The sequence below is a fragment of the Lysobacter capsici genome (assembly GCF_014779555.2).
Classification (GTDB): domain Bacteria; phylum Pseudomonadota; class Gammaproteobacteria; order Xanthomonadales; family Xanthomonadaceae; genus Lysobacter; species Lysobacter capsici.
The window spans coordinates 3,695,823-3,720,617 of sequence record NZ_CP094357.1; the positions used below are offsets into that span (position 1 = coordinate 3,695,823).

Annotated in this window: 17 protein-coding genes and 1 tRNA gene; 5 read left to right on the top strand and 13 right to left on the bottom strand. The window is 67.7% G+C overall.

The features are described 5' to 3' along the window. The 6 genes from hisH to IEQ11_RS14970 all read right to left on the bottom strand — a co-directional run bounded on the left by hisH (window position 1) and on the right by IEQ11_RS14970 (window position 5,726). The gene (gene hisH, locus IEQ11_RS14945) at window positions 1–612 is read right to left on the bottom strand and encodes an imidazole glycerol phosphate synthase subunit HisH (protein WP_036102629.1); all 612 of its coding nucleotides are present in this window, start codon (window positions 610–612) and stop codon (window positions 1–3) included. Next, on the bottom strand, window positions 612–1,871 hold the full coding sequence (gene hisB / locus IEQ11_RS14950) for a histidinol-phosphatase (protein ID WP_191820788.1): 1,260 nt from the start codon (window positions 1,869–1,871) through the stop codon (window positions 612–614). Before hisB ends, hisH begins: the two co-directional genes overlap by 1 nt. Further along, a complete protein-coding gene (gene hisC / locus IEQ11_RS14955) occupies window positions 1,868–2,968 on the bottom strand; it encodes a histidinol-phosphate transaminase (protein ID WP_036102836.1) in 1,101 nt (366 codons plus the stop codon). The genes hisB and hisC overlap by 4 nt, the downstream gene beginning before the upstream one ends. A 71-nt stretch (window positions 2,969–3,039) precedes the next feature. Next, complete coding sequence (gene hisD / locus IEQ11_RS14960) at window positions 3,040–4,377, bottom strand: histidinol dehydrogenase (protein WP_191820905.1); 1,338 nt, start codon at window positions 4,375–4,377, stop codon at window positions 3,040–3,042. An 8-nt stretch (window positions 4,378–4,385) separates the two neighbouring features. Then, window positions 4,386–5,300 carry an ATP phosphoribosyltransferase gene (hisG, locus tag IEQ11_RS14965; RefSeq protein WP_036102631.1) on the bottom strand — a complete coding sequence of 305 codons (915 nt, stop codon included), beginning with the start codon at window positions 5,298–5,300 and terminating at the stop codon, window positions 4,386–4,388. Window positions 5,301–5,414: 114 nt separating this feature from the next. Next, window positions 5,415–5,726 (bottom strand): YerC/YecD family TrpR-related protein, encoded by a 312-nt coding sequence (locus IEQ11_RS14970; protein WP_036102632.1) that lies wholly within the window; start codon window positions 5,724–5,726, stop codon window positions 5,415–5,417. A 254-nt stretch (window positions 5,727–5,980) separates the two neighbouring features. Here IEQ11_RS14970 and IEQ11_RS14975 point away from each other — a divergent pair, with 254 nt between their 5' ends. After that, window positions 5,981–7,888, top strand: coding sequence for a sensor domain-containing diguanylate cyclase (locus IEQ11_RS14975; protein WP_191820787.1), 1,908 nt, complete (start codon window positions 5,981–5,983; stop codon window positions 7,886–7,888). Window positions 7,889–7,900: 12 nt separating this feature from the next. Here the strand turns inward: IEQ11_RS14975 and IEQ11_RS14980 are convergent, their stop codons facing one another. From IEQ11_RS14980 to hisS, 3 genes are all read right to left on the bottom strand, one after another. After that, the gene (locus tag IEQ11_RS14980) at window positions 7,901–8,449 is read right to left on the bottom strand and encodes a prolyl hydroxylase family protein (RefSeq protein ID WP_228464425.1); all 549 of its coding nucleotides are present in this window, start codon (window positions 8,447–8,449) and stop codon (window positions 7,901–7,903) included. 173 nt (window positions 8,450–8,622) lie between these two features. After that, complete coding sequence (locus tag IEQ11_RS14985; protein ID WP_191820786.1) at window positions 8,623–10,521, bottom strand: HAL/PAL/TAL family ammonia-lyase; 1,899 nt, start codon at window positions 10,519–10,521, stop codon at window positions 8,623–8,625. 304 nt (window positions 10,522–10,825) lie between these two features. After that, window positions 10,826–12,226, bottom strand: coding sequence for a histidine--tRNA ligase (gene hisS, locus IEQ11_RS14990; RefSeq protein WP_191820785.1), 1,401 nt, complete (start codon window positions 12,224–12,226; stop codon window positions 10,826–10,828). Between the two features lie 243 nt (window positions 12,227–12,469). On the opposite strand from hisS, the gene IEQ11_RS14995 reads away from it, so the two are divergent. After that, window positions 12,470–12,546 (top strand) — tRNA-Pro (locus tag IEQ11_RS14995). A 478-nt stretch (window positions 12,547–13,024) separates the two neighbouring features. After that, window positions 13,025–13,339 (top strand): hypothetical protein, encoded by a 315-nt coding sequence (locus IEQ11_RS15000; RefSeq protein WP_191820784.1) that lies wholly within the window; start codon window positions 13,025–13,027, stop codon window positions 13,337–13,339. 25 nt (window positions 13,340–13,364) lie between these two features. Here the strand turns inward: IEQ11_RS15000 and IEQ11_RS15005 are convergent, their stop codons facing one another. Both IEQ11_RS15005 and IEQ11_RS15010 read right to left on the bottom strand, forming a co-directional pair. Further along, entirely contained in the window at window positions 13,365–14,030 is a 666-nt protein-coding gene (locus IEQ11_RS15005) for a polysaccharide deacetylase family protein (RefSeq protein WP_191820783.1), read from the bottom strand. A gap of 8 nt (window positions 14,031–14,038) precedes the next feature. Then, window positions 14,039–15,229: a glycosyltransferase family 2 protein gene (locus IEQ11_RS15010; protein WP_057921968.1), complete on the bottom strand. Its 1,191-nt coding sequence runs from the start codon at window positions 15,227–15,229 to the stop codon at window positions 14,039–14,041. Between the two features lie 399 nt (window positions 15,230–15,628). Between IEQ11_RS15010 and IEQ11_RS15015 the strand changes: the two genes are divergently transcribed. Then, window positions 15,629–16,360, top strand: a complete 732-nt coding sequence (locus IEQ11_RS15015; RefSeq protein ID WP_191820782.1) for a methyltransferase domain-containing protein — start codon at window positions 15,629–15,631, stop codon at window positions 16,358–16,360. Between the two features lie 28 nt (window positions 16,361–16,388). Beyond that, window positions 16,389–17,732 carry an MFS transporter gene (locus IEQ11_RS15020; RefSeq protein ID WP_191820781.1) on the top strand — a complete coding sequence of 448 codons (1,344 nt, stop codon included), beginning with the start codon at window positions 16,389–16,391 and terminating at the stop codon, window positions 17,730–17,732. Here the strand turns inward: IEQ11_RS15020 and IEQ11_RS15025 are convergent. Both IEQ11_RS15025 and IEQ11_RS15030 read right to left on the bottom strand, forming a co-directional pair. Continuing rightward, window positions 17,729–20,059, bottom strand: coding sequence for a hypothetical protein (locus IEQ11_RS15025; RefSeq protein ID WP_191820780.1), 2,331 nt, complete (start codon window positions 20,057–20,059; stop codon window positions 17,729–17,731). The genes IEQ11_RS15020 and IEQ11_RS15025 overlap by 4 nt on opposite strands. A gap of 1,076 nt (window positions 20,060–21,135) precedes the next feature. Then, window positions 21,136–24,609, bottom strand: coding sequence for a GH92 family glycosyl hydrolase (locus tag IEQ11_RS15030; RefSeq protein WP_228464424.1), 3,474 nt, complete (start codon window positions 24,607–24,609; stop codon window positions 21,136–21,138). Window positions 24,610–24,795: the final 186 nt, after the last annotated feature.

Below are 24,795 nucleotides of genomic sequence, written 5' to 3' on the forward strand. Positions count from 1 at the left end.
TCACGCCTCCAGCGCCAGGAAATTGGCGAGCAGGCGCGAGCCGACGGCGGCCGAGCGCTCGGGATGGAACTGGGCGCCGAAACAGCGCCCGCGCCCGGCCACGGCGGTGAAGCGCGCGCCATGCACGGCGCTGGCCAGGGTGTGTTCGGTCAACGGAGCGGCGTAGCTGTGGACGAAGTAGGCGTGATCGCGTTCGCCGATGCCGGCCAGCAGCGGCTCGCTGCCGGCCTGCGATTCATGCTTCTGAAGGAGATTCCATCCCATATGAGGCACACGTACTCCTGGCGCTGGTTGCAATCGGGTGATCCGGCCCGGCAGAAGTCCGAGGCATTCGACCTCGCCTTCTTCCGAGGATTCGTACAGCAACTGCATGCCCAGACAGATCCCGAGCAAGGGTTGCCGCAAGCGGCGGATCGGATCGACCAGTCCCAGCGCGTGCAATCGCGCCATCGCGGGGGCGGCGGCGCCCACGCCCGGCAGGATCACGCGATCGGCGGAGGCGATCGTTGCGGGGTCCACGCTCAGGATCGAACGCGCCCCCAGCCGCTCCAGTGCATAACGCACCGAGCCGATGTTCCCCCCACCCGAATCGATGACAGCTACGACCGTCATCACAAAACTCCTTTGGTACTCGGCAGTTCACGGCCTTGACGGGCGATGGCCTGACGCAATGCGCGCGCTACCGATTTGAAACACGCCTCGATTTTGTGGTGATCGTTATCACCTTCCACGTTCAGGTTCAGGTTCAGGCCCGCGGTTTCGCACAGCGAGCGGAAGAAATGCGGCACCAGCTCGGTCGGGACGTCGCCGACCCGCTCGCGCGCGAAGCTGCCGTTGAATACGAAGTAAGGACGCCCGGAGAAATCCAGCGCGGCGCGCGCCAGGGTTTCGTCCATCGGCAGCACGAATTCGTGCGCCGACGCGGCCGCCGCCGAGATCGAATTTGTCTCGATCGAATCTGCCGCAGACGAGTCCTGCGCGGACGAACCCACCCGATCGGGTTCCCCCCTTTGCAAAAGGGGGGCCAGGGGGGATTCGCTTTTAGCTTCTATCGCAACGCCACCCAACCCCGCACGCGGATCAAACCCATACCGCCCGATCCCGCGCTTGTCGCCCAGCGCCTCGCGCAGCGCCTGCCCCAGCGCCAACGCGCTGTCCTCGATGGTGTGGTGCTCATCGATATGCAGATCGCCCTCGCAACGCAGCTGCAGCGCGAAACCGCCGTGCTTGCCGATCTGCTCGAGCATGTGATCGAAGAAACCCAGCCCGGTATGCACCTGCGGCTCGCCGGCGCGGTCCAGATCGACCACGACCTCGATCCTGGTCTCGCGGGTATTGCGCTGCACGCGCGCGGTGCGCGGCCGATCGGCCAGCGCATGGGCAATGCCGGCCCAATCCCACTCACCGCCGAACTGCGGCGTGCGCAACTGGAACGCGCGAATGCCGAGGTTGGCGGCGAAGCCGTTGTCGGTCTCGCGATCGCCGACCATCGCCGAGCGTTCCCAATCGATGCTTCGATCCTTCAACAACGGCAGCGCCAGGCCGATGCCCGGCTTGCGCGTGGGCAGGTTTTCGGCCGGGAAACTGGTGTCGATCAAGACATCGCGGAACACGATGCCCTGGCTTTCGAACACCTGCATCATCAACTGGTGCGGGCCGTCGAAGCTCCAGCGCGGATAGGCGTCGGTGCCCAAGCCGTCCTGGTTGGTGACCATGACGAACTGATAGCCGGCGTCGCGCAGCTTGAGCATCGCCGGGATCACGCCCTGGACGAAGCGCAGCTTGGCGAAACTGTCGATCTGGAAATCGGCCGGCTCCTCGATCAAGGTGCCGTCGCGATCGACGAACAAAATCGGCGTGAGCGCGCTCATGCCGCGACTCCGCGCACCCGCGCCAGGCGGGTCAATACTTCGATCACCGCGGCGTTCTGCTCCGGCGTGCCCAGGCTGATCCGCAACGCATCGCCCAGCCGCGGCGCGGCGCGGAAATCGCGCACCACCACGCCGGCGTCGAGCAAACCGTCGAACGCGGCCTGCGCATCGTCGAAACGCGCGAGCAGGAAGTTGGCCTGCGAGGGATAGACCTGGCGCAGGCCCGGCAACACGCGCAACGCTTCGAACAGTTTCTCGCGCTCGCTGCGCGCTGTGGTCACCCGCGCCTTGGTGGTGTTGCGCGGCACCTCGGCCAAGGCGCGCAAGGCCAGTTGCACGCACGGGGTCGGCAGCGGATACGGCGCCTGGCAGCGTTGCAGCACGGCGATCAGGCCGGCGTCGGCGATCACGCTGCCGATCCGCGCCGCCGCCAATGCATGCGCTTTCGACAAGGTGCGCAGCACCGCGATATTGCGCCGGCGCGCGAGCAGCGTCGTCGCCGATTCTCCGTCGGCGTACTCGATATAGGCTTCGTCGACCACGACCAACGCGCGGCCGCGCAGGCGCTCGGCCAACGCGTCGATCTCGGCCAAGGGCAACAGCGTGCCGGAGGGATTGCCCGGCGAACACAGGAACACCAGCTTGGCGCCCTCGCTTTCCGCGGCCTGCGCGACCGCGGCGAAATCGCAGACGAAACCGGCCGGGGTGTCGCGCAAGGCGACCTCGACCGTGCGGGTGCCGTGCAAGCGCGCATTGACCGCGTACATGCCGAAGGTCGGCGGCGTGATCACGATCGCGTCGCCGCCGGGGCGGCAGAACGCGCGCACCAGCAGATCGATCGCCTCGTCGCTGCCGCGTCCGGCCAGCAATTGCTCGGGCGCGCAGCCGTACAACTCGGCCAGCGCCTCGCGCAGGCGCTGCGGCTGCGGATCGGGATAGCGGCGCACCGCGCCCTCGCCGTCGGCGACGCTGGGCCAGGCGGCCTCGTTGGCGTTGAGCCAGACCCGCCCGGCGCGTTTTTCGCTGCGCGCCGAGCTGTAACCGGCGAAATCGCGCAGATCCTCGCGCAGCAGTTGCATGGGGTTGTCGTCGATCATGGTCTTGCTCGTCCTGCCTGCGGGTTGCTGCACGATGCTCGGGCTGCGGTCTAAATATTCGGTCGCGGCGATCACACGGAGTGCGACGGTACGTCCTGACTGGATGCGTGCGAGGCCAGCGCGCGCTGGCGGATCTGCACCGCCTGGCGATGCGCGTCCAGCCCTTCGGCGCTGGCCAGTTCGACCGCGCACGGGCCGATCGCCTGCAAGCCTCGCGGGGTCACTTCCTGCACGGTGATCGCGATCTGGAAACTGGCCACGTTGAGCCCGCCGGCATAGCGCGCCGCGCCGCTGGTGGGCAGAACATGATTGGTACCGCTGCAATAGTCGCCCAAGGCTTCGGGCGCCCAGTCGCCGAGGAACACCGAACCGGCCGCCTCCACCGCCGGCAAGGCTGCGCGCGCATCGCGCAAGGCCAGGATCAGGTGCTCGGGCGCGTAGCGGTTGCTGACTTGCAGGGCCTGATCGATCGAATCGACCCGGATCGAACGCGACGACTGCAAGGCGCTGCGCGCGGTCGGCGCGCGCGACAGATCGGCCAGCTGGCGTTCGAGCTCGCGATCGACCGCGTCGAGCAGCGCGCTGTCGTCGCTGAGCAGGATCACCTGCGAATCCGCGCCGTGCTCGGCCTGCGACAGCAGATCGGCGGCGACGAAATCGGCGCGCGCGCCGCGGTCGGCGATCACCAGCACTTCCGACGGCCCGGCCGGCATGTCGATCGCCGCGCCGCCTTCGATCAGCGCGACCTGGCGCTTGGCCTCGGTGACGTAGGCATTGCCCGGTCCGAACAATTTGTCGCACTTGCCGATGCTGGCGCTGCCGAAGGCCATCGCCGCGATCGCCTGGGCGCCGCCGAGCTTGAACACGCGCTCGATGCCGCAGCGGCGCGCGGCGTACAGCACCGCCGGATCGGCGCTGCCGTCGCGACGCGGCGGCGTGCACAGAATGACTTCGCGGCATCCGGCCAGTTGCGCCGGCACGCCGAGCATCAACGCGGTCGACGGCAACGGCGCCGAACCGGCCGGCACGTACAGGCCGACCCGCTGGATCGGCCGCAGGATGCGTTCGCAGCGCACGCCGTCGGCGGTGTCGAGCGCATACGCCGGGGTCATGCCGGCGCGGTGAAACGCGGCGATGCGTTCGGCGGCTTCGTCGATCGCCGCGCGCAACGCGGGCGCGAGCTCGCGCTGGGCGGCGTCGAATTCTTCGATCGCGACCGCGAAGGCCTCGGGTACGCGGCCATCGAAACGCTCGGCGTAGACGCGCAACGCGGCGTCGCCGTCGCGACGCACCGTGGCCAGGATCTCGGCGACCGCGTCGGCGGTGGACTGGCGCGTCTCCTGCGCGGGCCGGCGCAGGATGCGCTCGCGCTCGCCCTCGTCCAGCGCGCTCCATTCGTAGCGCTGCATCAACCCGCTCATGCCAGCATGCCCTCCACCGGCAGCACCATCAGCCCGCGCGCGCCGGCGCGCTTGAGTTCCTCCAGCCGCTGCCAGGTCACCGCGCCGTGGCACAACGCCTGCAGGGCGATATCGTCGCCGTTGTCCAGGCGCATCACCGTCGGCGCCTCGGCGTCGGGCAGCATCGGCAGCAATTCGGCGAGCAAGGCGCGCGGGGCCTGGAACATCAGCAGCTTGCTGTTGCGCACCCGCATCGCGCCGTCGAGGCGGCGCAGCAGCAGGTCGGCCAGTTCGCCGCGCACGTCGTCGAACTTGTCGACCGGCCCGGCCAGCACCGCTTCGCTTTCGATCAGGGTCTGCACCGGCTTGAGCTGGTTGGCGACCAGGGTCGCGCCGCTGGACACCAGATCGCAGATCGCCTCGGCCTGACCCAGCCGCGGCGCGATCTCGACCGAACCCGACAGCAGCACCACCTGCGCATCCACGCCCTGCTCGGCCAGCCATTGCGACAGCAGCGCCGGGTAGCTGGTGGCGATGCGCTTGCCGGCCAGTTGCTGCGGGCCGTCCCATTGCCAGGCGTCGGGCACCGCCAGCGCCAGCCGGCAACCACCGAAACCGAGCGAACGCCATTCGCGGAACGCAGGCGCGTGGCCGCGGCCGCGGCGATCGCCGTCCTGCTCGAGCAATACGTTGCGGCCGACCACGCCCAGGTCGCAGACGCCGTCGGCGATCAGGCCGGGAATGTCGTCGTCGCGCACCAGCAGCAGATCGACCGGCAGGGTTTCGCCATAGCAGAACAGGCGGTCGCGGCTTTCGCGCCAGCTCAAGCCGCAGGCGGCCAGCAGCGCGCGCGCCGGCTCGGCGAGACGGCCGGACTTCTGGATCGCGATGCGCAAGCGGTCACGCGCGGCGGCGCTGGCGGGAGGGCTCATGAAGAAAGTCTCGAAAGGAAGTCGGTGCGGGGCGATGGCGGTGCGGTGGGCCGGTCGCGGCATCCGCAAGGAGAATCGGGGAGGGCGTCGGGGGCCGGACAGTCGGTATCGGCGTCAGCGATGTCGCGCCGCGCGCCGCTGCAGCGCCGCCGCGTAGCCGCCGGCGCCGCGTTCGAACACCCGCGCGACCCGCCCGATCGTGGTCACGCTGACCTGGGTGCGGTCGTGGATTTCGCGGTACGGCACGCCCTCGCTGAGCAAGGGCACGACCCGCCAGCGGTCGCTCATGGCTTCCAGCTCGGCCGGCGTGCACAGGTCTTCGAGGAAGGCGCGGACCTGCTCGGCCGTGCGCAGGCCGGCGAGCGCGGTGGCCAGGTCGGCGAGCGCGTCTTCGCTGTGGTCGGTGTCGGTGGAGCGGCGCTTCATCGTGGAAAACCTGTGCCTTTGTGCGTAGTGATCGTCGTGGCCCGGGCATAGTCCCGGCCGCGAAAGCTGAATGAACGCGTTAATGTACTAACGCGTTAATACATTAACGATCCGCCGAACGGTCGTCAAGCCGGCCTGAGCGGGGCAGGATTTGCGTTAAGAAGTCAGGCATGCCTTTCGCCCCGCGCCCCGCCCCATCGCCCTCCCCCACCTTGCCGCGACGCAATGGCCTGCGTCCGTTATCGCCACGGAAGATGAATACGAACCTCTGCCGCGCTCCGCGCCCGACCGACGCCGCCTCGCCGCGGCCACGCCCCCGCCTGCGCGATCGCTGGCGCGGCCTGCTGTTGCTCGTTCTGGCCGCGCTGGCCGCGCTCGCCTGGCCGGCCGCGGCGCAGAGCACGCTGGAACTGGACGGCGCCAGCCGCGAGGTCGCGCTAGCGCCGTTCACCGCCTACTATCACGACCGCGACGGCAAGCTCGACCTGGACGCCGCCCGCCGGCTGCAGGCGCAGGGCGGGTTCCGGCCGGTGCCCAACGGCAACAGCTCGTTCGGCTTCCAGCCCGGCGCGTTCTGGTTCCACATCACCACGGTCAACCACAGCGCCGAGGTGCCGCGCTGGCTGCTGGTGCAAGGCTTCGCGCTCAGCGACCGGCTCGATGTCTACACCCAACCGCGCAACGGCGGCGCGCCGACCCATCAGGCCGGCGGCGACAGCCAGCCGTTCAGCGCGCGCGCGATCCGCTACCGCCACCCGAATTTCTGGATCGACCTGCCGCAGGGCGAGCCGGTCGACATCTACGTGCGCGTGCGCAGCGAAAGCTCGATGCAGGTGCCGCTGACCCTGTACACGCCGACCGCGTTCACCGAACTGGCGCGCGACGCCCAGCTCGGCATCGGCCTGTACTACGGCATCCTGCTCGCGCTGTTCTTCTACAACCTGGTGCTGTGGCTGACCCTGCGCGACGCCAGTTATTTCTGGTACCTGTTCCATATCTGCGCGTTCGGTCTGGTGCTGCTGACCCTCAACGGCCTGGGCTTCGAATATCTATGGCCGCGCTCGCCGTGGCTGGCCGACCACTCGGTGCCGCTGTCGATCTGCCTGGCCCAGGTCGGCATGCAGCAATTCGCGCGCAATTTCCTGGGGCTGCAACAGCGCTGGCGATTCGGCGACCGGGTCGGCCTGGCGATGATCGGCTTCTTCGTCGTGCTCGGCATCGTCGCGACCCAGGCGCCGTACCGCATCGCCACCCCGATCGCCTCGGCGGCGGTGTTCGTCAGCATCGCCTGGATCGCGGTGGAAACCATCGTCGTGCTGCGTCGCGGCTACAAGCCGGCGCGATTGTTCCTGCTGGCGTGGTCGGCGTTCCTGCTGGGCACCGGCATGTTCGCGGCGATCGCGTTCGACCTGCTGCCGAAGATCTTCATCACCGAATACGGCGTGCAGATCGGCTCGGCCCTGGAAATGCTGCTGCTCTCGGTCGCCCTGGGCTATCGCTACGCGGCGCTGCGCAACGAGAACGAACGGGTGGTGCGCGAAGCCAAGGACCAACTCGAACACAAGGTCGAACAACGCACCACCGAACTGCGCAGCGCGCTGGCCCAGCTCGAGGACGTGCATGCGCGCCTGCGCGAGACCGCGCAGCGCGACGGCCTCACCGGCCTGCACAACCGCAGCCATTTCCGCGAGGCGTTCGAGGCGCTGCTGCATCGCTCGCGCCGGCAAAGCCGGCCGCTGGTGCTGATGATGATCGACCTGGATCACTTCAAGCAGATCAACGATCACCACGGCCATCTGGTCGGCGACGAATGCCTGCGCTGGGCGGCGGGCCTGATCGCCCAATGCCTGATCCCGCAGCACGCGCTGCTGGCGCGTTTCGGCGGCGAGGAGTTCGTCGCGGTGCTGCCCGACCACGACCTGAGCAGCGGCGCGCGCGTCGCCGAGGAACTGCGTGCGCGCCTGAGTTCGCAACCCTGCCCCAGCCGCAGCCACGACATCCCGGTCACCGCCAGCATCGGCGTCCACGAAATCACGCCGGACTCGGACATGGGCGTGGAAGCGGCGCTGCAGTTCGCCGATCAGGCGCTGTACCTGGCCAAGGCCGAGGGGCGCGATTGCGTGCGGGTGTGGGGCGCCGCGGCGACCGGCGCGGTCGCCTAGACGCGCGGACGGTCAGCTTCGCGGCGCGTACATCACGTCCGAGCGCAGCGCGTACTTGACGCCCTCTTCCACCGCCGCGCCCTCGTGCCAGGTGTCGTGCACGAACAGCAAGGCGTCGCCGGTTTTCGGGGTGACCCGGAACTGGCGGAAATCGGTATCGCCGCCGACGAAGCCGTCGTTGAGATAGACCAGCAAGGTCAGCTTGCTGCTCAGTCCGTCTTCGAGCCAGGGGCCGTCCTTGTGCATGCGAAAACGCTGGCCCGGCCAGTATTTGTAGAAACGCAGCAGGCGCGGCAGGCCGATCGCGACCTGGCCGTCCAGCTCGGGCAGATCGACCTGGGCCAGGCGTCGCCACAGCCGATCGACCCACTCGACCGACTCGAACACCACGCGTTCGTTGTTGCGCACATGCGGCATGGCTTTCTGCGCGCCGGCGGCGGTGCGCACGCCCGCGGATTCGAAGCCGTTGTGTTCGGCCAGCGCGATCAACGCTTCGCATTCGGCCGGCGACAGCATGGCCTGCAGCGTGAACGCGCGATCGGAATGGGCAATCAGGTTCATGGCGGTGGTTGGCTGGATGCACACCGCGCCAGCGTATTGGAAAGCGTCGCCATTGGCACGGGCGATGGCGTGGCGGCCCTCACCCCAACCCCTCTCCCGCGGGCGGGAGAGGGGCTTTGGTCTGCGCGGCGGCCTGGGCCGCACGCGCAGCGATGTCGCACTCGCTGGCGGACTCAGTCCCGCAGACCGGCCCGCACCGCCGACAGCACGATGCCTTCGCGCACCAGCATCACCGCCGTCGCCACTTCGCCGTCGAGGGCGCGATCGCGATCCAGGAACGGGATCGACTCGCGCAGCTTGGCGTGCGCGATCGCGACCGCGCGGCCCGGCCGGAACTCTTCGGCCGCCGACAACTCGGCGCGCAAGCCTTCGACCTCGGCGATGAAACCGGCATGGTCGGCCGCATCCGCGACCGGGCCGCCGAACACCTTGCCGGCCAGCACGTTCGCATCGGCGCGATCGGCCAGATCGCGCGCGGCGTTGATCATGTCGCGACGCAGGTCCAGCGCCTGAGCGGCGGTGTACAGCTCCAGCGCCAGCACCTTGCCCAGATCGTCGGCCATCGCCAGCACGTGACGCGCCTCGTTGGCGCCCATCGACACGTGGTCCTCGGCGTTGGCGCTGGTCGGAATCGAATACACCGACGCCGGGTGCGCGCGGCTGGCCAGGTCGTTGACGATCGCCGCGGCGGTGTACTGCACGATCATGTGACCCGACTCGGTCGCGTCCTCGTTGCCGATCAGGAAGCCCGGCAGGCCATCGTTAGTGGCCGGATCGACCAGCTTGTTGAGACGACGCTCGGAAATGCTCGCCAGCACCGGGATCGCGGCCTTGACGTAGCTCATCGCCAGCGCCAGCGGCATGCCGTGGAAGTGGCCGGCCGAGATCACCTGCTGTTCGACGTGTTCGGCCTGCGCATCCGGGAACACGATCGGGTTGTCGGTCAGCGAATTGAGTTCGACCTCGAACACCCGCGCGGCCTGCGCGATCGCGTCGCGCACCGCGCCGTGCACCTGCGGAATGCAGCGCAGCGAGTAACTGTCCTGCGGCTGATGCTTCTTGCCGCCGCGGAACGGACGGAAGCGCTGATAGAACTTCTCGCGGCCGTGGCGCTGGGTGAACGGCACCCAGTCCCAGCCGATGTCGAAGCTGAGCTGTTGCGCCGCCGGCGTGTCCCAACTCTGCGGCAGCCACGGGCGGAACCGCGGCACCAGGTGATACGGAATATCGGCCAGGGTCGAACCGTCGAGCAGGCGGCGCAGGTTCGCGGCCACTTCGACTTGCCCGGGATGCGGACGCAGCGCATGCACTTCCTGCGCGAACGCGCCCAGGCGGCCGGCGAAGGCGTCGATGGTCATCGCCGCGGCCAGATCGGCGGTGTCGGCGAGGTCTTCGAGCTTGGCCAGCGCGAGCACGCCGCAGGCCAGCATCTGCGCGGTGCCGTTATTGAGCGCCAGGCCTTCCTTGTACGACAGCTTGACCGGCGCCAGGCCGGCGCGTTCGAGCGCCTGCGCGCCCGGCATGCGCTCGCCTTCGAAGAAAGCTTCGCCGCCGCCGAGCAGCACGATCGCCAGATGCGACAACGGCGCCAGGTCGCCGCTGGCGCCGACCGAACCCAGTTGCGGCACCACCGGCACGATCCCGGCGTTGAGCATCTGCGCCAGCGCCTGCAGGGTCTGCACGCGGATGCCCGAGTGCCCGCGCATCAGGGTGTTGATGCGGATGCACAGCATCGCGCGCACGATCTCCGGCGCGAACGGATCGCCGACGCAGACCGCGTGGGTGACAATCAGGTTGCGCTGCAATTCCTCGTGCAGGGTTTCGGTTGCCGGCGTCGCGCCAGGCAACTGATCGCGCAGATGATGCGCACCAAGCAGACGGTCGGCATTGCTGCCAAAACCGGTGGATACTCCGTAGATCGGTTCTTCGCGGCGGACCTGTTCGGCCAGGAAATCGGCCGCGCGGGCCACCGCCGGCAGTTGCGCCGCGGCCAGTTCGACCTGTGCGCCGTAAGCCACGGCAACGAGCTGCGACCGCGTGAGCGAACGGCCATCGAGTTGGATCTTGTTCAAGTTGTAACCTCGCCTCGCACCCTGGCGATCATCTGAACGGCGGGCTTCACCGCGAACGGTTACACCCGGCCGAGCGTACTCGGGAGTCGGTGCGTCAATGACACATTGAGAACCGCGACGGCGGATGCGCGCCGCGGGGTGAAAGCGGTTCGCCGCGACGCCGGATTCCGCTCCGGCGCGCGGCGAACCGTACAGCGGACTCCGGACGCGAACTCCCGCGTCCGGCTCCGCGATCCATGCGCGCGAACGGCTGGCATCGGGATCGAACGATCCGCGCCGCCGATGCCGCTCGCACGCGGCATGCTCACTCCGCCGCGGCTCGCGGCATCACCCGCGACTGTTCCAGCTCGATCCGCAGCGTCCGCGCCAACTCGCCGCGCGGCACTTCGAACTGGTCTTCGCGGCGCAGGTCCTTAACCGTGGCCGTGCCCTTGGCGATTTCGTTCTCGCCGAGCACGACGACGAAACGGATGCCGGCGCGGTCGGCGTACTTGAACTGCTGCTTCAGCTTGGACGCCTCCATCACCACTTCGGTGTTGAGGCCGCCGTGGCGCAGCTCATTGGCCAAGGCCAGGCAATGCGGCAGGTGCGCGTCTTCCATCTGGGTGATCAGCACCTGCACGGTGCTTTCGGCGGTGCTGACGATGCCGGCCTTCTGCAACTGATAGAACAAGCGGGTCAGGCCGATCGAGATGCCGACGCCCGGCAGCTTGGACTTGGTGTAGTTACTGGCCAGGTTTTCGTAGCGGCCGCCCGAGCAGATCGAGCCCAGGCCCGGAAAGTCGTTGAGCGTGGTCTCGTAGACCGTGCCGGTGTAATAGTCCAGGCCGCGCGCGATCGAGAAGTTCAGCGCGTAGTTCTGTTCCGGCACGCCCAGCGCGCGGATCAGTTCCAATACTTCGCGCAACTCGGCCACGCCTTCGCGCAGCGTGTCGTTGCCCTCGCCCAGCGCATCCAGCCGCGCCAGCGCGTCGGCGTGCGAGGTCGAACGCACGCCGACGAAGTCCAGGATCGTCGCGACCGCCTGGTCACTGAGGCCGAAGTCCGGACCGGTCAGGGTCTCGCGCACGTAGTCGGCGCCACGCTTGTCGAGCTTGTCGACCTCGCGCAGCACCAGCGCCTGCAATTCGCCCTCGGCCACGCCCTGGGCCTGGAAGAAGCCGCGCAGCAGCTTGCGGTTGTTGAGCTGGATGGTGAACGCACCGATATCGAGTTCGGAGAACACCGCGTAGATCGTCGCCGGCAGTTCGGCGTCGTAACGCACGCTGAGCGAATCCTTGCCGACCACGTCGATATCGCACTGGTAGAACTCGCGATAACGGCCGGCCTGCTGACGCTCGCCGCGATACACGCGCTGCATCTGATACCGGCGGAACGGAAACGCCAGATCGTGCTCGTGCTCGGCCACATAGCGCGCCAGCGGCACGGTCAGGTCGAAACGCAGCGCCAGTTCGGGCGTGGCGCGCTCCTCGGCCTTGTTGTTCTTCGCGCGCGAACCGGTGGATTCGACGAAATACACCTCGCGCTCGGTCTCGCCGCCGCTCTTGGTCAGCAGCACCTCGGTCAGCTCCATGACCGGGGTTTCCACCGGCAGGAAGCCGAAACGCTCGAAATTGCGGCGGATCGTATCGAGCATGCGCTGGAACGCGATCTGGTCACGGGGCAGCAGCTCCATGACCCCGGGTGGGGTGCGAGGCTTGATCAAGCAAAACTCCAATACAACGTCGGATGGCGGGCTAAAGACACCATTAGCGGTGCTCATGGAGCAGCTAATGACGCAAGGCCGATAGTCTAGCGCCCGCCCGCTGTCCGTGGCTTGCGCCATCGAGCCGCCGCGCCCGCCCGGAAACGCCGCAGCGACGGCCCGGGACCGGGATATCGCAAATTTCTTTGCGACACCCCTTGCGCCGGCCCGGGGGTCGCCGCTAGAATTTGCGGCTCACGAAGTCGGGGTGTAGCTCAGTCTGGTAGAGCGCTACGTTCGGGACGTAGAGGTCGCAGGTTCGAATCCTGTCTCCCCGACCAATCGTTGAAAGCAGAAAGCCGGCCATGTGCCGGCTTTTTTGTTGCCCGGACCCGAGCCTCGCACCGAGGCGACTGATCCGGCCGACCACCTCGCCGCTGCCGGCGACGCGTCGACGAACCCGCCGATTCGGGCAAAGTCGCCGCCATCCAGGCGCAAGCCCTGCATTTGGGCCCGGTCCGCGCGCGGTGCTAGATTCGCCTCAGCTCCCAGATGGACAGGCGCATGACACGGCGACCGGCCTCTTTCCAGGAATTGCCCAAGCACGACCCGTCCCTTACCGGACCTCGGCGGCCTCGACCCGAATCCCCGCGCGCGCCCTTGAGCGCGCAACAACTGCGGGCCGCCGAAGTCGCGCAAGCGCAGGCGCAACTCAAACGCGAGTTGACCCGGGTCTACGCACAAGCCTGCAAGGCCTGCGTGCGCAAGGACTGATCCCGCGAAGCCCTTTCAGTGCGTCGTCACAACAAGGCGGTAGCGATGAACGCGATGTGGCACGACCCGGCAAGTTCACGGCTGATGTTCCGGCTGAATCTGGCGATGGCTTGTTTGTGCGCGCTGGAAAGCCTGTTCCTGTCGTCGACCTACGACTTGTACATGCCCCACATCGTCGGCCACTACATCCCCGCGGCGAGTGTGGTCGTGGTCGTGCTGTACGGCCTGCACTGCGCGCTGCTGTACTGGACTGACCATGGTTTGCGCCGACGATGGGAATTCAACGCGCTGAGCCTGCCGTTTGCAGGGGCGGCCGTGTCCGCCTGGATCTGCTATCAGCGCTACTTCGAGCAACTGTGACCAACACTGCGCCGCAGGTTGAACCTCACTCGGCGCGGAGAAACCGCCCCGCGGTGACGAACTCGTAACCCTGCCCGCGCAAGGCCGGCACCAGCCGGCGCACGATCTCGACGATGCCGTCGCGCGCCACGCCCTGCTCGTCGTCGCCGTCGTGCAGCAGCACGATCGCGCCCGGATGGATGCGCGCCAGCACCGACTCGACCACGCACGACACATAGCCGGGGGCCTGCGGCTCCAGCCAATCGCGCGGATCGACCGACCAGCCGACCACGGCATAGCCCTCGCCCGCCAACGCCTGGAACTGGGCTTCGTCGATCTCGCCGTACGCGGGACGAAACAGCTCGGGCGACCGCGCCAGGCCCGCCTCGCGCAACGCGACGGCCGCTGGCAGCACTTCGCGCGCCAGCCAGTCCTGGGCGGCGAAGCCGCGCGCGTCGGCATGGGTGAGCGAGTGATTGCCGATCTCATGACCCTCGCGCTGGATGCGCGCGATCAGCTGCGGATGCGCGCGCGCCGCCTCGCCGGTGCAGAAAAAACTGGCGATGACTTCCAGTTCGCACAGCAGATCAAGCAAGGCCGGCGTCGCTTGGCCGGGGCCGTCGTCGAAGGTCAGCGCGAGCGCGCGCCGGTCGGTCGCGCCACGGCCTAGATAGGCCTGTGGCGCGGTATGCAGGAATCGATGCCAATCCATGTCCGCCCTCAGCGCGTCATCCAGGTCTTGCGCTGCCCGCGCAATTCGTCGATCAAGCCGATCACGTTCGCCGGCAACAGCAGCACGTCGATCACGGTGTTGCAGATCGATACCAATACCAGATCCAGCGGCCCCAGCTGCAAACGGATGCGCGCATGCAGCACGGCGATGAAGTTGAGCGTCGCCATCAGCAGCCAGTTGAGCGCGGCCACGCCGAGCAAGGCATGGCTTCGATACAGCAGCGCGCCGGCGATCAGCAGCAGCAAGGTCGGCACCAGTGCCGACTGCGCCCACAGCAGCCACCACGGCAACATCTTCATCGTGCGCGGCCAGGAGATGCGCCAGGCGACGCGGAACGATTCCAGTCGCCCGCGCGCCCAGCGGCGGCGCTGACGGAACAGGCCGGTCAAGGTGGTCGGGCAGATCGTGTAGGCGACCGCATCGGGCGCGTAGGCGATCGAATAACCGTGAGCGAGCGCACGCCAGGTCCAGGCGATGTCCTCGACCAGCCATTCGCCCCAGCCGCCGAGTTCGCGGATCACCGAGGTGCGGTGCAACGAAAACGCGCCGGCCACCACGTTGACCACGCCGATCTTGCTCTGCACGTAGCGGATCGCCGCCAGCGCGCCGACATGTTCGTAGAACTGCAAACGGTGCAGCCACGAGTCGTGGCGACCGGCCGGCACGATCAGGCCGCAGGCGGCGGCGTGGCGCGGCGAGGAATACAGCGCCTCGACCGCGCGGCGCAGCGCGCACGGCGCGATCACGGTGTCGCTGTCGATCACCGTGACCACGTCCGAATCGGCCGCCAGCCACGGCAACGCCGCATCCAGCGCCAGGCCCTTGGCGCCGCCGTTGCGTTCGATCGACAGCAGGCGGTAGTGCTTGCGCCGCGGCTGCGCCAGCCATTCGACCACGCTCGCCGCGGTGGTGTTGGTCGAGCCGTCATCGACCAGCAGCACTTCGATACGGCCGGGATAGTCGCTGCACTCGATCGCCTCCAGGGTGGTGCGAAACGAGGCTTCGGGCTCGTTATAGAACGGCACCAAGATCGAGACGAAGGGATAGTCGGCGAGGGTCGGCGACGACGGCCGCCGCAGCATCCGATAGAAGGCCCAGCCGGCGAGAAACAGCAGGCAGCACAGCAATACGAGGGTCGAAAAACCCACGACCAGGGTCAGGACGAACTGGCTCAGCATGAGGAACGCGCATCCGGCAGCGCGACACGCGCAAGCCCGGCGCAAGCCGATGCGTTGCCGCGAATCGCTGGGTCTGATTGGCAGACCGGACGCGTCGATACGGGTCGCCGCGCATCACGCGGGCCCGCACGCCAGGTGCTTCATTGGGGGAGAGAACGGGTGGAACGTTTGCGTGGATAAGGTTGCTTGCGAAACCGTCGAACGACGAAACACGGTGCATAGCCGCGTTTTCGCAAGAAAGAATGAAAGCCGGGACGGATTTATTCTGTGACGACGCCGGGCAGTTCCGCGATCGTCATGCGTCGCATCGCTCGACACTTGCGCGAGGATCGTTGAAGAATCGAACACGCACGATCGCGTTCGATTGTTTCCCGCGCCCCGCCCTGGATGCCCTCCCCCATGAACGATTCCGCGACCGCTGCCGCGGCCAGCGCCGCCGCAGCCCATTCCGCCTCGCTCTCGTTCCGGCCGCGTTTCGATATCGGCGCGGCGCGCATCGATTGCGGCCATGAACCGCGGGTCGACACCCACGAGGCCGCCGACCAGCATGCGAGCTGGCCGGTGCTGGACTATTCCGAATGCGAGCCGACCGAGGACCAGGCCGCGATCAACCGCTGGCTGGCCTCGGCCGATCTGCGCGGCCGCGACATCTTGCACGTGGGCACCGGCAATTCCTCGGTCGCGCGCCTGCTCGCCGGCACCGCGCGGCGGATCGAGTCGGTCACGGTGGCGCGCAACGAATGGCAACACGGCAACGCGCTGAACCTGCGGGACTACCGCGTCCATCTGTTGAACAAACACAGCCAGACCTTCGCCGAACAGTTCGAAGCGGCGAGTTTCGACGCCATCCTCGACAACAACCTGGCGAGTTTCGGCTGCTGCCAGCGCCATGTGGAGCGCTATTTCGAAACCCTGGTGCGGCTGCTCAAGCCCGACGGCTTCGTGCTGACCCATTGGCTGGGCATGCAGTGGACGCTGGATATCGGCGTGGACGACGTCGAGCCGGTTTGGCGCCTGGACGCGGGCAAGTTGCGCGCGATCGCCAGCGCTTACGGCCTGGCGGTCGAACGCCAGGACGAATTGTTCTTCCTGCGGCGCGCGCGGGGCGCCGCGGCGGTCGCGCGGCTCTGATTCTCCGGGTCGTATCGAAGATACACGCGTGCCGGTGTCGGCCACGGTGCTGAGCAGGTCGCGCACAGTCGTATCCAATCGCCTGCACACGCTGCTGCGGATCGGCCGCATCGGCCTGCGCGATCGACGCTTCGGCTGGTTGCTGCTCGACAATCTGATCACCACCTTCGGCGCGAGCTTCACCCTGATCGCGCTGCCGTTCCTGGTCATGCGCCTGACCGGCAGCGCGCTCGATCTCGGCCTGACCGCGGCGATCGAAGCGCTGCCCAGTGCGTTGCTGCTGTTCTTCTTTCGCGGCGCGCTCGACCGCGCCGATCCGGCGCGGGTGCTGTGGTGGTGCCGCGCGCTCTACGTCGCGATCAATGCCGCGCTGGCGATCACCACCTGGTTCGGCTGGATCAGCATCGAGTTGATCTACCTGCTCGCGCTGATCAGCGGCCTGGTGTGGGCGGTGGCCTACCCGGCCGGACGCGCGGCCTTCGGCCTGTACATCCGCAAGGGCCTGTTGGCCGCGGGCAATGCGGTGTTCGCGGTTGCGTCGAGTCTGGCGACGATGGCCTTGCCGGTGCTGGCCGGCAGCCTGATCCTGGCGTCCAGCGGCGATCACGGGCTGGCGCTCGCGTTCGCGATCGATACCGCCAGCGTGGCGGTGTCGTTGCTGCTGATCGCCGCGGTGCGGCGGCGCGGGCCGGTGCGGCGGCGCGAGAGGTCGGTCGAGACGGTCGCGATCGATAGCGATGCGGTCGCGGCCACGCAGATTCCTCGTAGCTATTACCTGTACCTGTTGATCAGCACCGTGCTGGTGTTCGGACCGGTGCAGATCCTGTTGCCGGTGCTGCTGGTCGAACGCCAGGACCCGCGCTATTTCCTGATCTACGCCGGCCAGTTCGTCGGCATCGCGGTCGCCGCCGGCCTGGCTTCGACCGTCGGCGCGGCGATGCACGGCGTGCTGCGCAAGATCCTCGCCTGCTGGAGCCTCGCCGCGCTCGCCTACGGCCTGCTGGCCTGGAACGCGAACCTGGCGGCGACCTTGCTCGCGTTCTGCCTGCTGGCGGGCGCGTCCAATTTCTACGGCATCCAGTCGCTGTCGTGGCTGCAGCGCAACGCCGACGCGAGCCGCATGGGCCGCGAGATGACCTGGTTTTCGGCCGCGACCATGGGCGCGATGCCGCTGGCGACGCTGATCGCCGGCTGGCTGATCGAACGCGAAGGCCGGATGCATGCCGCGAAGTGGCTGGCCGTGTTGATCGTGGCCGCGGCGCTTGCCGGCGCGATCCACCTTTGGCTGCGGCGATATCGAACCGATCAACGAACCGCGCAGGCCGATGGCCTGCGCGGTCCGATGGCTTCATCGATGACGATCGACGATTAACGCGTCTGCAAGCCGTACATGAAGGTGCCCGGCCGGCCGTTGTCGCGGCCGTCGATGCCCGGCAACGGCGCGTTCCACGGACTGGACCCGTCCCAGTTGGCCTGACCGAGCGAATACAGCCCCGCGTTCACCAGGCCCAATGCGTTAAGCGCATCGCGCTCGGTCGGAGCCGCACCGTAGTACGTCACGAACGAACGTGTCGCGCCCACCGCCAGCGAACCGAGCCGGAAGTCCATATGCGAGCCCCGGTCGCTCGGGCCGCTGTCGGTCACCGCGCCGCTGCTGGGGTGGATCGCCAACGGGTCGAGCGAGGTGAAACCGTTGGTGTTCCATGCGAACAGCAAGGGCGAGCTGCCGGCCAGGGTGATGTACTCGGAGAAGGTATTGGGCGGCACGTCGTAGTCGATGCCACGGGTGTAGCGCAGATCCTTGATCGCCTTGCTGCTGACGTTCTGAATCGACACGTCCACGCGATACAGATACGGCGTCTGCGGCGCGGGCGTGAACCGGTGGGTGACCCGGAAGGTGTTGGCGACGGTGACCACCGAATTGGCCGTGTCGATCGGCGGCGAGGCCGGCGTGGTGAACGAATTCACCACCATGTTGACCGTGCCGTTGCAGCGCGAGGTGTGGCCGCTGACCGGCGCGGCCGGGTCGGCATTGGCGACGCCCCAGCCTTCGCAGGGCGTGCCCGGCGCGGAGGCTTCGCCGTTGGTGGGCAGGAAACGCAGGCCGACCAGGGTGGTGCCGTACAGGCCGCTGGACATCGGAATCGCCGGGCACTCGATGTTCAAGTACGCGGTCGGATGCACGCCGAGCATGACCGTGCCGTTGTCGATCACCCCGGGGCAACCTTCCGGCGGATCGAGTTCGCAGGCGTAGCCCCATTTGCTGGCCTTGTCCGGCGGCGTCTGGGCGGCGAAGAATTTTTCCACCCGCTCGTACTGCGGCCACAGGTCCTTGGGCGGCAGGTCGACGTTGACCGCCTGCGGATACCACTGGTCCGCGCACTGCGTATACAGCGCCGCATCCACCTGCACCAGATACAGATCCTGCGGATCGCCCTCGCCGGCCCAATCGGCGCCGGTGGCGCCGGCCATGATGAAGCGGTCGGCCTTGCGGTCGATCGCGTACAGGCTTTCGCGGAAGTTGTCGCCGTAGCGGCGCTGGACCAGCGCGCCGTATTCGCGCAGCGTCGCCGGATCGGCGGCGAGCACGAAACCCTGGCTGGAACCGATGGTGCCGACGACCGCGAGCGCGCCGTTGAGACCGTCCAGCGTCGCCGCCTCGACCACGTCATACGCGGTGAAGCTGGCCTTCTCGCGATCGTTCCAGACCGCCTGCACTTTCGGGCTGCAGCTCGCGCGCGAGTAACGCACCAGGTACGGCTGCGACGGCGCGCCTTCGCTGAAGCCGGTGGCCGCGCCGACCAGCACGGTCTCGCCCAGGAAGTTGCGTCCGAGCAACGGGGTCAATCCATTGAAGTCGCGATGCTCCTTTTCATCGCCCAGGGTCGTGCTGCACACCGGCGCGCCGACGCCGGTGGCGCGGAACATCAGCGCGTTGCGCACGCCGTTGGCCGAGGTGGCCGTGCCGGCGATCACCAGGTCGGTCCAGGCGCCGGTGTTGGCGAGGTTTTCGGTGACCGCGCGGAACTGCAAGGCCGGCCATTCGTGGCCGTCGTACTGATGGTCCCAGACCACGTTGCCGGTCAGGTCGACGCGCGCGATGCGGCCGACGGTGCGGCCGTTCTGGATTTCCTCGCCGACCATGACGATGTCGCCGCCCGCGGCGGCCCGGCTGGGCATCACCGATCCGCTCTGGATCAGGTCGTAACCGGTGGCGCGACTGGTCTGATCGCGGTTGTCGAGCAAGGTGGTCCACTGCGGATTGCCCTTGCAATCCAGGCGCATGACGAAGGCATAGCTGCCCTCGTCGGTGCGCAGGCTGCCGGTGACGGCGAAGCCCGCGCCGCCGGCGAGTTCGATGATGCCGTAGCCGGCGGAGTGTTTGCCGCCGCCGACGTAGTACGCCTGCTGCCAGGTGTTGAGCCCCGCGTTGTCGGTGACGCCGGTGTCGCTGACGCGCGTGACCAGCACCTGATCGGCGTCGCTGTTGCGGCGCGTGCCCACGGCGATCGAGCCGTTGCCGGGGCAGTACTTCACCGTCTTCACGTCCTCGCCGATATCGCGCCACTCGGTATTGCCGTAGTAGCCCTCGTAGTTCTGCGCCTGCGCCACCGGCGCGGCGAGCAACAAGCCCGATACCAGCACCGCGGCGTAACGCCTCAACGTCGCAACGCCAGGTCCTTTGCTTTCCAGTTCCATGGTGAGCCTCTTTAGCAGAATCGTTCTGCGTGGATGGGTCGACTGCATCGCCGAAGCTAGCGCGCGCGGAAGCGGGTTCCGAGGACGATTCAGGGGCGATACCGGGACACAACGGGAACGATTCGCGCAAGCGGCCGGCGCGATTTGCGACATTGGCATGAGGTTTTCGTAAAAACGTTAGGCGCGTCACAACCGAAGTGAGCGCGTATGCCGATCGCGATTCATCTTGCGCGGCTGGCCGACCGACGGCGCTGCGTGGTCGCCGATCGATCCCGCGACGACACACCAGGCGAGACCGAGGCTGCGATGCGCGGCTGTAGGTGCGCCGTAAGTCGCGACCGCGGGATCACGCTCGCGACGATAGTTCCGGCGTAGTTGCGCTGCCGCGGTCGCGGCTCACGCCGCTCCTACAGGGCAAGCCCGAAGCCACGATGTGCCGCTGTAGGAGCGACGCGAGTCGCGACCGCGGCATCACGCCTGCGACGAAATTCCCCCGTAGTTGCGTTGTCGCGGTCGCGGCTCGCGCCGCTCCTACAGGGCGAGTCCGAAGCCACGATGAGCTGCTGTAGGAGCGCCGTAAGTCGCGACCGCGGCATCACGCCTGCGACGAAACTCTCGTCGTAGTTGCGTTGTCGCGGTCGCGGCTCACGCCGCTCCTACAGGGCAAGCCCGAAGCCACGATGAGCTGCTGTAGGAGCGCCGTAAGTCGCGACCGCGGCATCACGCCTGCGACGAAACTCTCGTCGTAGTTGCGTTGTCGCGGTCGCGGCTCACGCCGCTCCTACAAGGCGAGCCGGAAGCCACGATGTGCCGCTGTAGGAGCGACGCGAGTCGCGACCGCGACATCACGCCTGCGACGAAACTCTCGTCGTAGTTGCGTTGTCGCGGTCGCGGCTCGCGCCGCTCCTACAAGGCGAGCCCGAAGCCACGATGAGCCCCTGTAGGAGCGACGCGAGTCGCGACCGCGGCATCACGCCTGCGACGAAATTCCCCCGTAGTTGCGTTGTCGCGGTCGCGGCTCGCGCCGCTCCTACAGGGCGAGTCCGACACTACGCTGTGCGCTGCAGGGATACGGCTCAGCGCGCCTCGCCCAGCAACTCGACTTCGGCCAACTCGATCCCACCCTGCCCCTCGCCGTCATTGACCAGACGCAATCGATACCGCGTAAACGCCCGTGGTTCGTGGATCGCGAACGCGCGCGTCTGCCGACGCCAGGCGAACGCCTCGTCGCGACGTTCATCTAGCGTGGTCCATTGCGCGCCGTCGTTGGAGCCCTGCAAAGCCCAGGCCTGCGGATCGCCGCGCTTGTTCGACGAGGTCAGCGTGTACAGGCGCACGCTGGCGGCGGTCTTGAAGCTCCAGCTCAGCAACGGCATCGGCGCGTTGAGCCGCACCGAGGTGGTCGCATCGTTGTCGAACAAACCCGCGGCCTGCTTGGCGTTGAGCCCGACCACCGTCGCGTTGTCGCGCCGGCTCAGATCCCGCAGCGGCGCCGGCATTTCGCCGTCGGCGCTCAGCGATTCGGGCAGCGCCTGCGGCGTGCTGGCCCAGTTCGACGGCGACGGGCCCATGCGGAAATCCAGCACCGCGCCCTGCGCCAGCAGCTCGTGCGGCAGGCTCAGCCGATCCCAGGGCTGGCCGTTGACCTTGAGCGACTGCACATAGCGATTGCGCTCGCTCACCTTGGGTGCGTTGATCCGCAGCTCCTTGCCGTTTTCCAGGCGAATGCTCATGTGCTCGAAGCGCGGCGCGCCGATCACGTACTCGGGCGAGCCCATGCGCAAGGGATAGAAGCCCGCGGCGCTGAACAACCACCACGCCGACATTTCGCCGTTGTCCTCGTCACCCGGATAGCCCTGGCCGATCTCGCCGCCGACGTACAGGCGATCGAGAATGTCGCGCACCTTTTCCTGGATCCGCCACGGCTGCCCGGCCGCGGCGTACATGTAGGGAATATGGTGCGAGGGCTGATTGCTGTGGCCGTACTGGCCCATGCGCACATCGCGCGCCTCGATCATTTCGTGGATCACCCCGCCGTAGCTGCCGACCTCGAACGTGCCCGGCGTGGCGAAGAACTGATCGAGCTTGTTGCCCAGCGCGGTGCGGCCGCCGTACAGCGCGGCCAGGCCGGCGCCGTCCTGCGGTGCGTGGAAGGCCATGTTCCAGGCATTGGTCTCGGTGTAGTCGCCGCCCCAGCGGGTCGGGTCGAATTCGCTCGCGGTGTAGCGCCAGCGGCCGTCGCGATGGCGGCCGACGAAGAAACCCACAGTCGGATTGAACAGATTGACGTAGCCCAGCGCGCGGTTGCGGTAGTACACCGCGTCGTCGGCGTAATGCTCGCGATACGGATCGACAACAGCTGGATCGTCGCCGGCCGGCTCGCGCGACAAGGCCGAGGCCAGCCGGCCGATCGCGAAGTCGTTGATGTAGCCGTCCATCGACCACGACAGGCCTTCGTCGACCGTGCTGTCGGCATAACCGCTGAAGATCGCGCGTTCGATGCCCTTGCGTCCGGCGCCCGGCACGGTGCTGACGCTGGAGGCGTTGCGGATCGCCGATTGATAGAACGAGCGCACATCGAAATTGCGCACGCCCTTGAGCCAGGCATCGGCGAAGGCGACATCGGAACTGGTGCCCACCATCAGGTCGGCATAGCCCGGCGAGGACCAGCGCGCGATCCAGCCGCCGTCGCGGTACTGCTGGACGAAGCCGTCGATCATCTCGCCGGCCGCGGTCGGCGTGAGCAGCACGTAGGCCGGCCACGCGGTGCGGTAGGTGTCCCAGAAGCCGTTGTTGACGTAGACCTTGCCGTCGACGATCGCCGCGCCCGTGCGTTCGCCGTCGCTGACGCCGGTCGCGGGCGAGAACGGGCTGGCGTATTGATAACGCGGGTTCTCGGCGCTGCCGGTGTTCTCGTAACCGCTGTTGGGGTACAGGAACAATCGGTACAGATTCGAATACAAGGTCGCGCGTTCGTGTTCCGGCGCGCCGTCGATGCGCACGATGCTCAGCTTCGCGTCCCAGGCCGCGCGCGCGCGTTCGCGCACCGTGTCGAAGCTGTCGTCCTGGGCGATTTCCAGCTCGAGATTGCGCTGCGCCTGTTCGACCGAGATCAGCGAGGTCGCGATGCGCAGACTGACCTGACGTTCGCGCGCCCGCCCCAGATCGAAATCGAACCAGGCCGAGACGCGGTCGCGGCCGGCGCTCGGCGCCTCGCGCTTGCTCTCGCGCGCCGGCTGGTCGAAACGCGCATACAGATACAGCCGGCTCGCGCCGGTCGACAGCTTGCTCTTGCTTTCGGTCCAGCCGCTCAGGCCGCGGCCGTCGGCATGCGCGACGATATCGCCGTGTTCGTCGCGCTGGTCGAACAGCAACCGCGCCCGCGCATCGGGATAGGTGAAACGCAGGATCGCGGCGTGGTCGGTCGGGGTCAGTTCGGCGATCAGGCCGTTGTCGAAACGCACCTTGTAGTAATCCGGGCGCGCGGTTTCCTGATCGTGGCCGAAGCTCAGCGCGCGCTTGCCGCGATCGAGTTCGACCGCGCCGGCTCCGAGCGCCGGCAGGATGTGGAAACTCTGACGGTCGCCCATCCACGGGCTGGGCTCGTGCGACAGCGCGAACGCTTCGATCCGCGGCCGGTTGTCGTCGCCGTTGCGCTCCTGGTACTGGTAGATCCAGTGGGAACCGGCGTTGGTGGTCGGCGTCCAGAAATTGAAACCGTGCGGCAAGGCGACCGCGGGAAAGGTATTGCCGCGCGAATAACGGCTGTTGGAATTGCTGCCGCGGCGGGTGTCGACGTAATCGCTGGGATGCTGCGCGGCCTGCGTGTCCGATACCGGCGTGATGGTCGCCGGCTCGATGCGCAGATCGTCCAGATACCCGCGATAGGCCAGGCCGCGATCGCCGTCGTGCACGACCAGAATCTGGCGGATGCGCCGTCCGGCCGCGACTTCGCCGATGCGGCTGGCGACCGCGTTCCATTGATCCGGATACAGCAGTCGCGCCTGGCCCTGTCCGCGCGCGGTCAAGGCGAAACCATGACGGTCCAGTGGCGCGCGCTGCGACAGGCGGCTGCCGTCGTCGAACAGCAGATCGATCGCGACATAGGTCGAGGCGTTGCGCAGATTGTCGAGCGGCGATACCGCGGGCTGTCCGGGCACGCCCGGCTGATTGGCGGCCGACAGCGGAAACACTTTGTAGGACAGCTCGCTGTCCTTGCCGACCGCGATATCGACATTGAACACCTGCGCCTGCTGCTCGCCGCCGCCGATGCCTTCATAACGCAGCGAACGCAGCCCGCTGAAACCGACCTCGGGCTTGGCGGTCAAGGCCGCGGCCGCGGGCGGGCCGCCGTCGGCGCTCAGGCGCGGGCTGTCGGCCGGGCCGAGCGCGAGCGGCGGATCGGCCGCTTCGAACGAGGTCCAGAAGGTCCGCGCCGGCTTGGCGACCGCGCCCTGGGCCATGGACATACCGATCAGACCGATCAGGGCCAAGGCGCCGGCGCGGTTGCCCGCCCTGCCGCCACGGCGATTGCTGCTGTAAGCCGACATGCCCGCTCCCGTTCGCGCGGGCGATCTCGCCCGTGATTCGCCGTGGCACTGAAAACGTTACCACCGCCCCTTGACCTCGATTTGAATCGATCTAAATCGGGCTTGTCAAACCGCGACGCAGCATCCGCAGACCGTTTCGCACTGCAAAAAAACCAATTCAGACAAGCACTTGTGGCATGCGATCAG

Excerpts from the sequence above, each read along its gene's own strand:
- hisH (WP_036102629.1), bottom strand. The coding sequence starts at position 612 with ATGACGGTCGTAGCTGTCATCGATTCGGGTGGGGGGAACATCGGCTCG.
- hisB (WP_191820788.1), bottom strand. The coding sequence starts at position 1,871 with ATGAGCGCGCTCACGCCGATTTTGTTCGTCGATCGCGACGGCACCTTG.
- hisC (WP_036102836.1), bottom strand. The coding sequence starts at position 2,968 with ATGATCGACGACAACCCCATGCAACTGCTGCGCGAGGATCTGCGCGAT.
- hisD (WP_191820905.1), bottom strand. The coding sequence starts at position 4,377 with ATGCAGCGCTACGAATGGAGCGCGCTGGACGAGGGCGAGCGCGAGCGC.
- hisG (WP_036102631.1), bottom strand. The coding sequence starts at position 5,300 with ATGAGCCCTCCCGCCAGCGCCGCCGCGCGTGACCGCTTGCGCATCGCG.
- IEQ11_RS14970 (WP_036102632.1), bottom strand. The coding sequence starts at position 5,726 with ATGAAGCGCCGCTCCACCGACACCGACCACAGCGAAGACGCGCTCGCC.
- IEQ11_RS14975 (WP_191820787.1), top strand. The coding sequence starts at position 5,981 with ATGAATACGAACCTCTGCCGCGCTCCGCGCCCGACCGACGCCGCCTCG.
- IEQ11_RS14980 (WP_228464425.1), bottom strand. The coding sequence starts at position 8,449 with ATGAACCTGATTGCCCATTCCGATCGCGCGTTCACGCTGCAGGCCATG.
- IEQ11_RS15000 (WP_191820784.1), top strand. The coding sequence starts at position 13,025 with ATGAACGCGATGTGGCACGACCCGGCAAGTTCACGGCTGATGTTCCGG.
- IEQ11_RS15005 (WP_191820783.1), bottom strand. The coding sequence starts at position 14,030 with ATGGATTGGCATCGATTCCTGCATACCGCGCCACAGGCCTATCTAGGC.
- IEQ11_RS15010 (WP_057921968.1), bottom strand. The coding sequence starts at position 15,229 with ATGCTGAGCCAGTTCGTCCTGACCCTGGTCGTGGGTTTTTCGACCCTC.
- IEQ11_RS15015 (WP_191820782.1), top strand. The coding sequence starts at position 15,629 with ATGAACGATTCCGCGACCGCTGCCGCGGCCAGCGCCGCCGCAGCCCAT.
- IEQ11_RS15025 (WP_191820780.1), bottom strand. The coding sequence starts at position 20,059 with ATGGAACTGGAAAGCAAAGGACCTGGCGTTGCGACGTTGAGGCGTTAC.
- IEQ11_RS15030 (WP_228464424.1), bottom strand. The coding sequence starts at position 24,609 with ATGTCGGCTTACAGCAGCAATCGCCGTGGCGGCAGGGCGGGCAACCGC.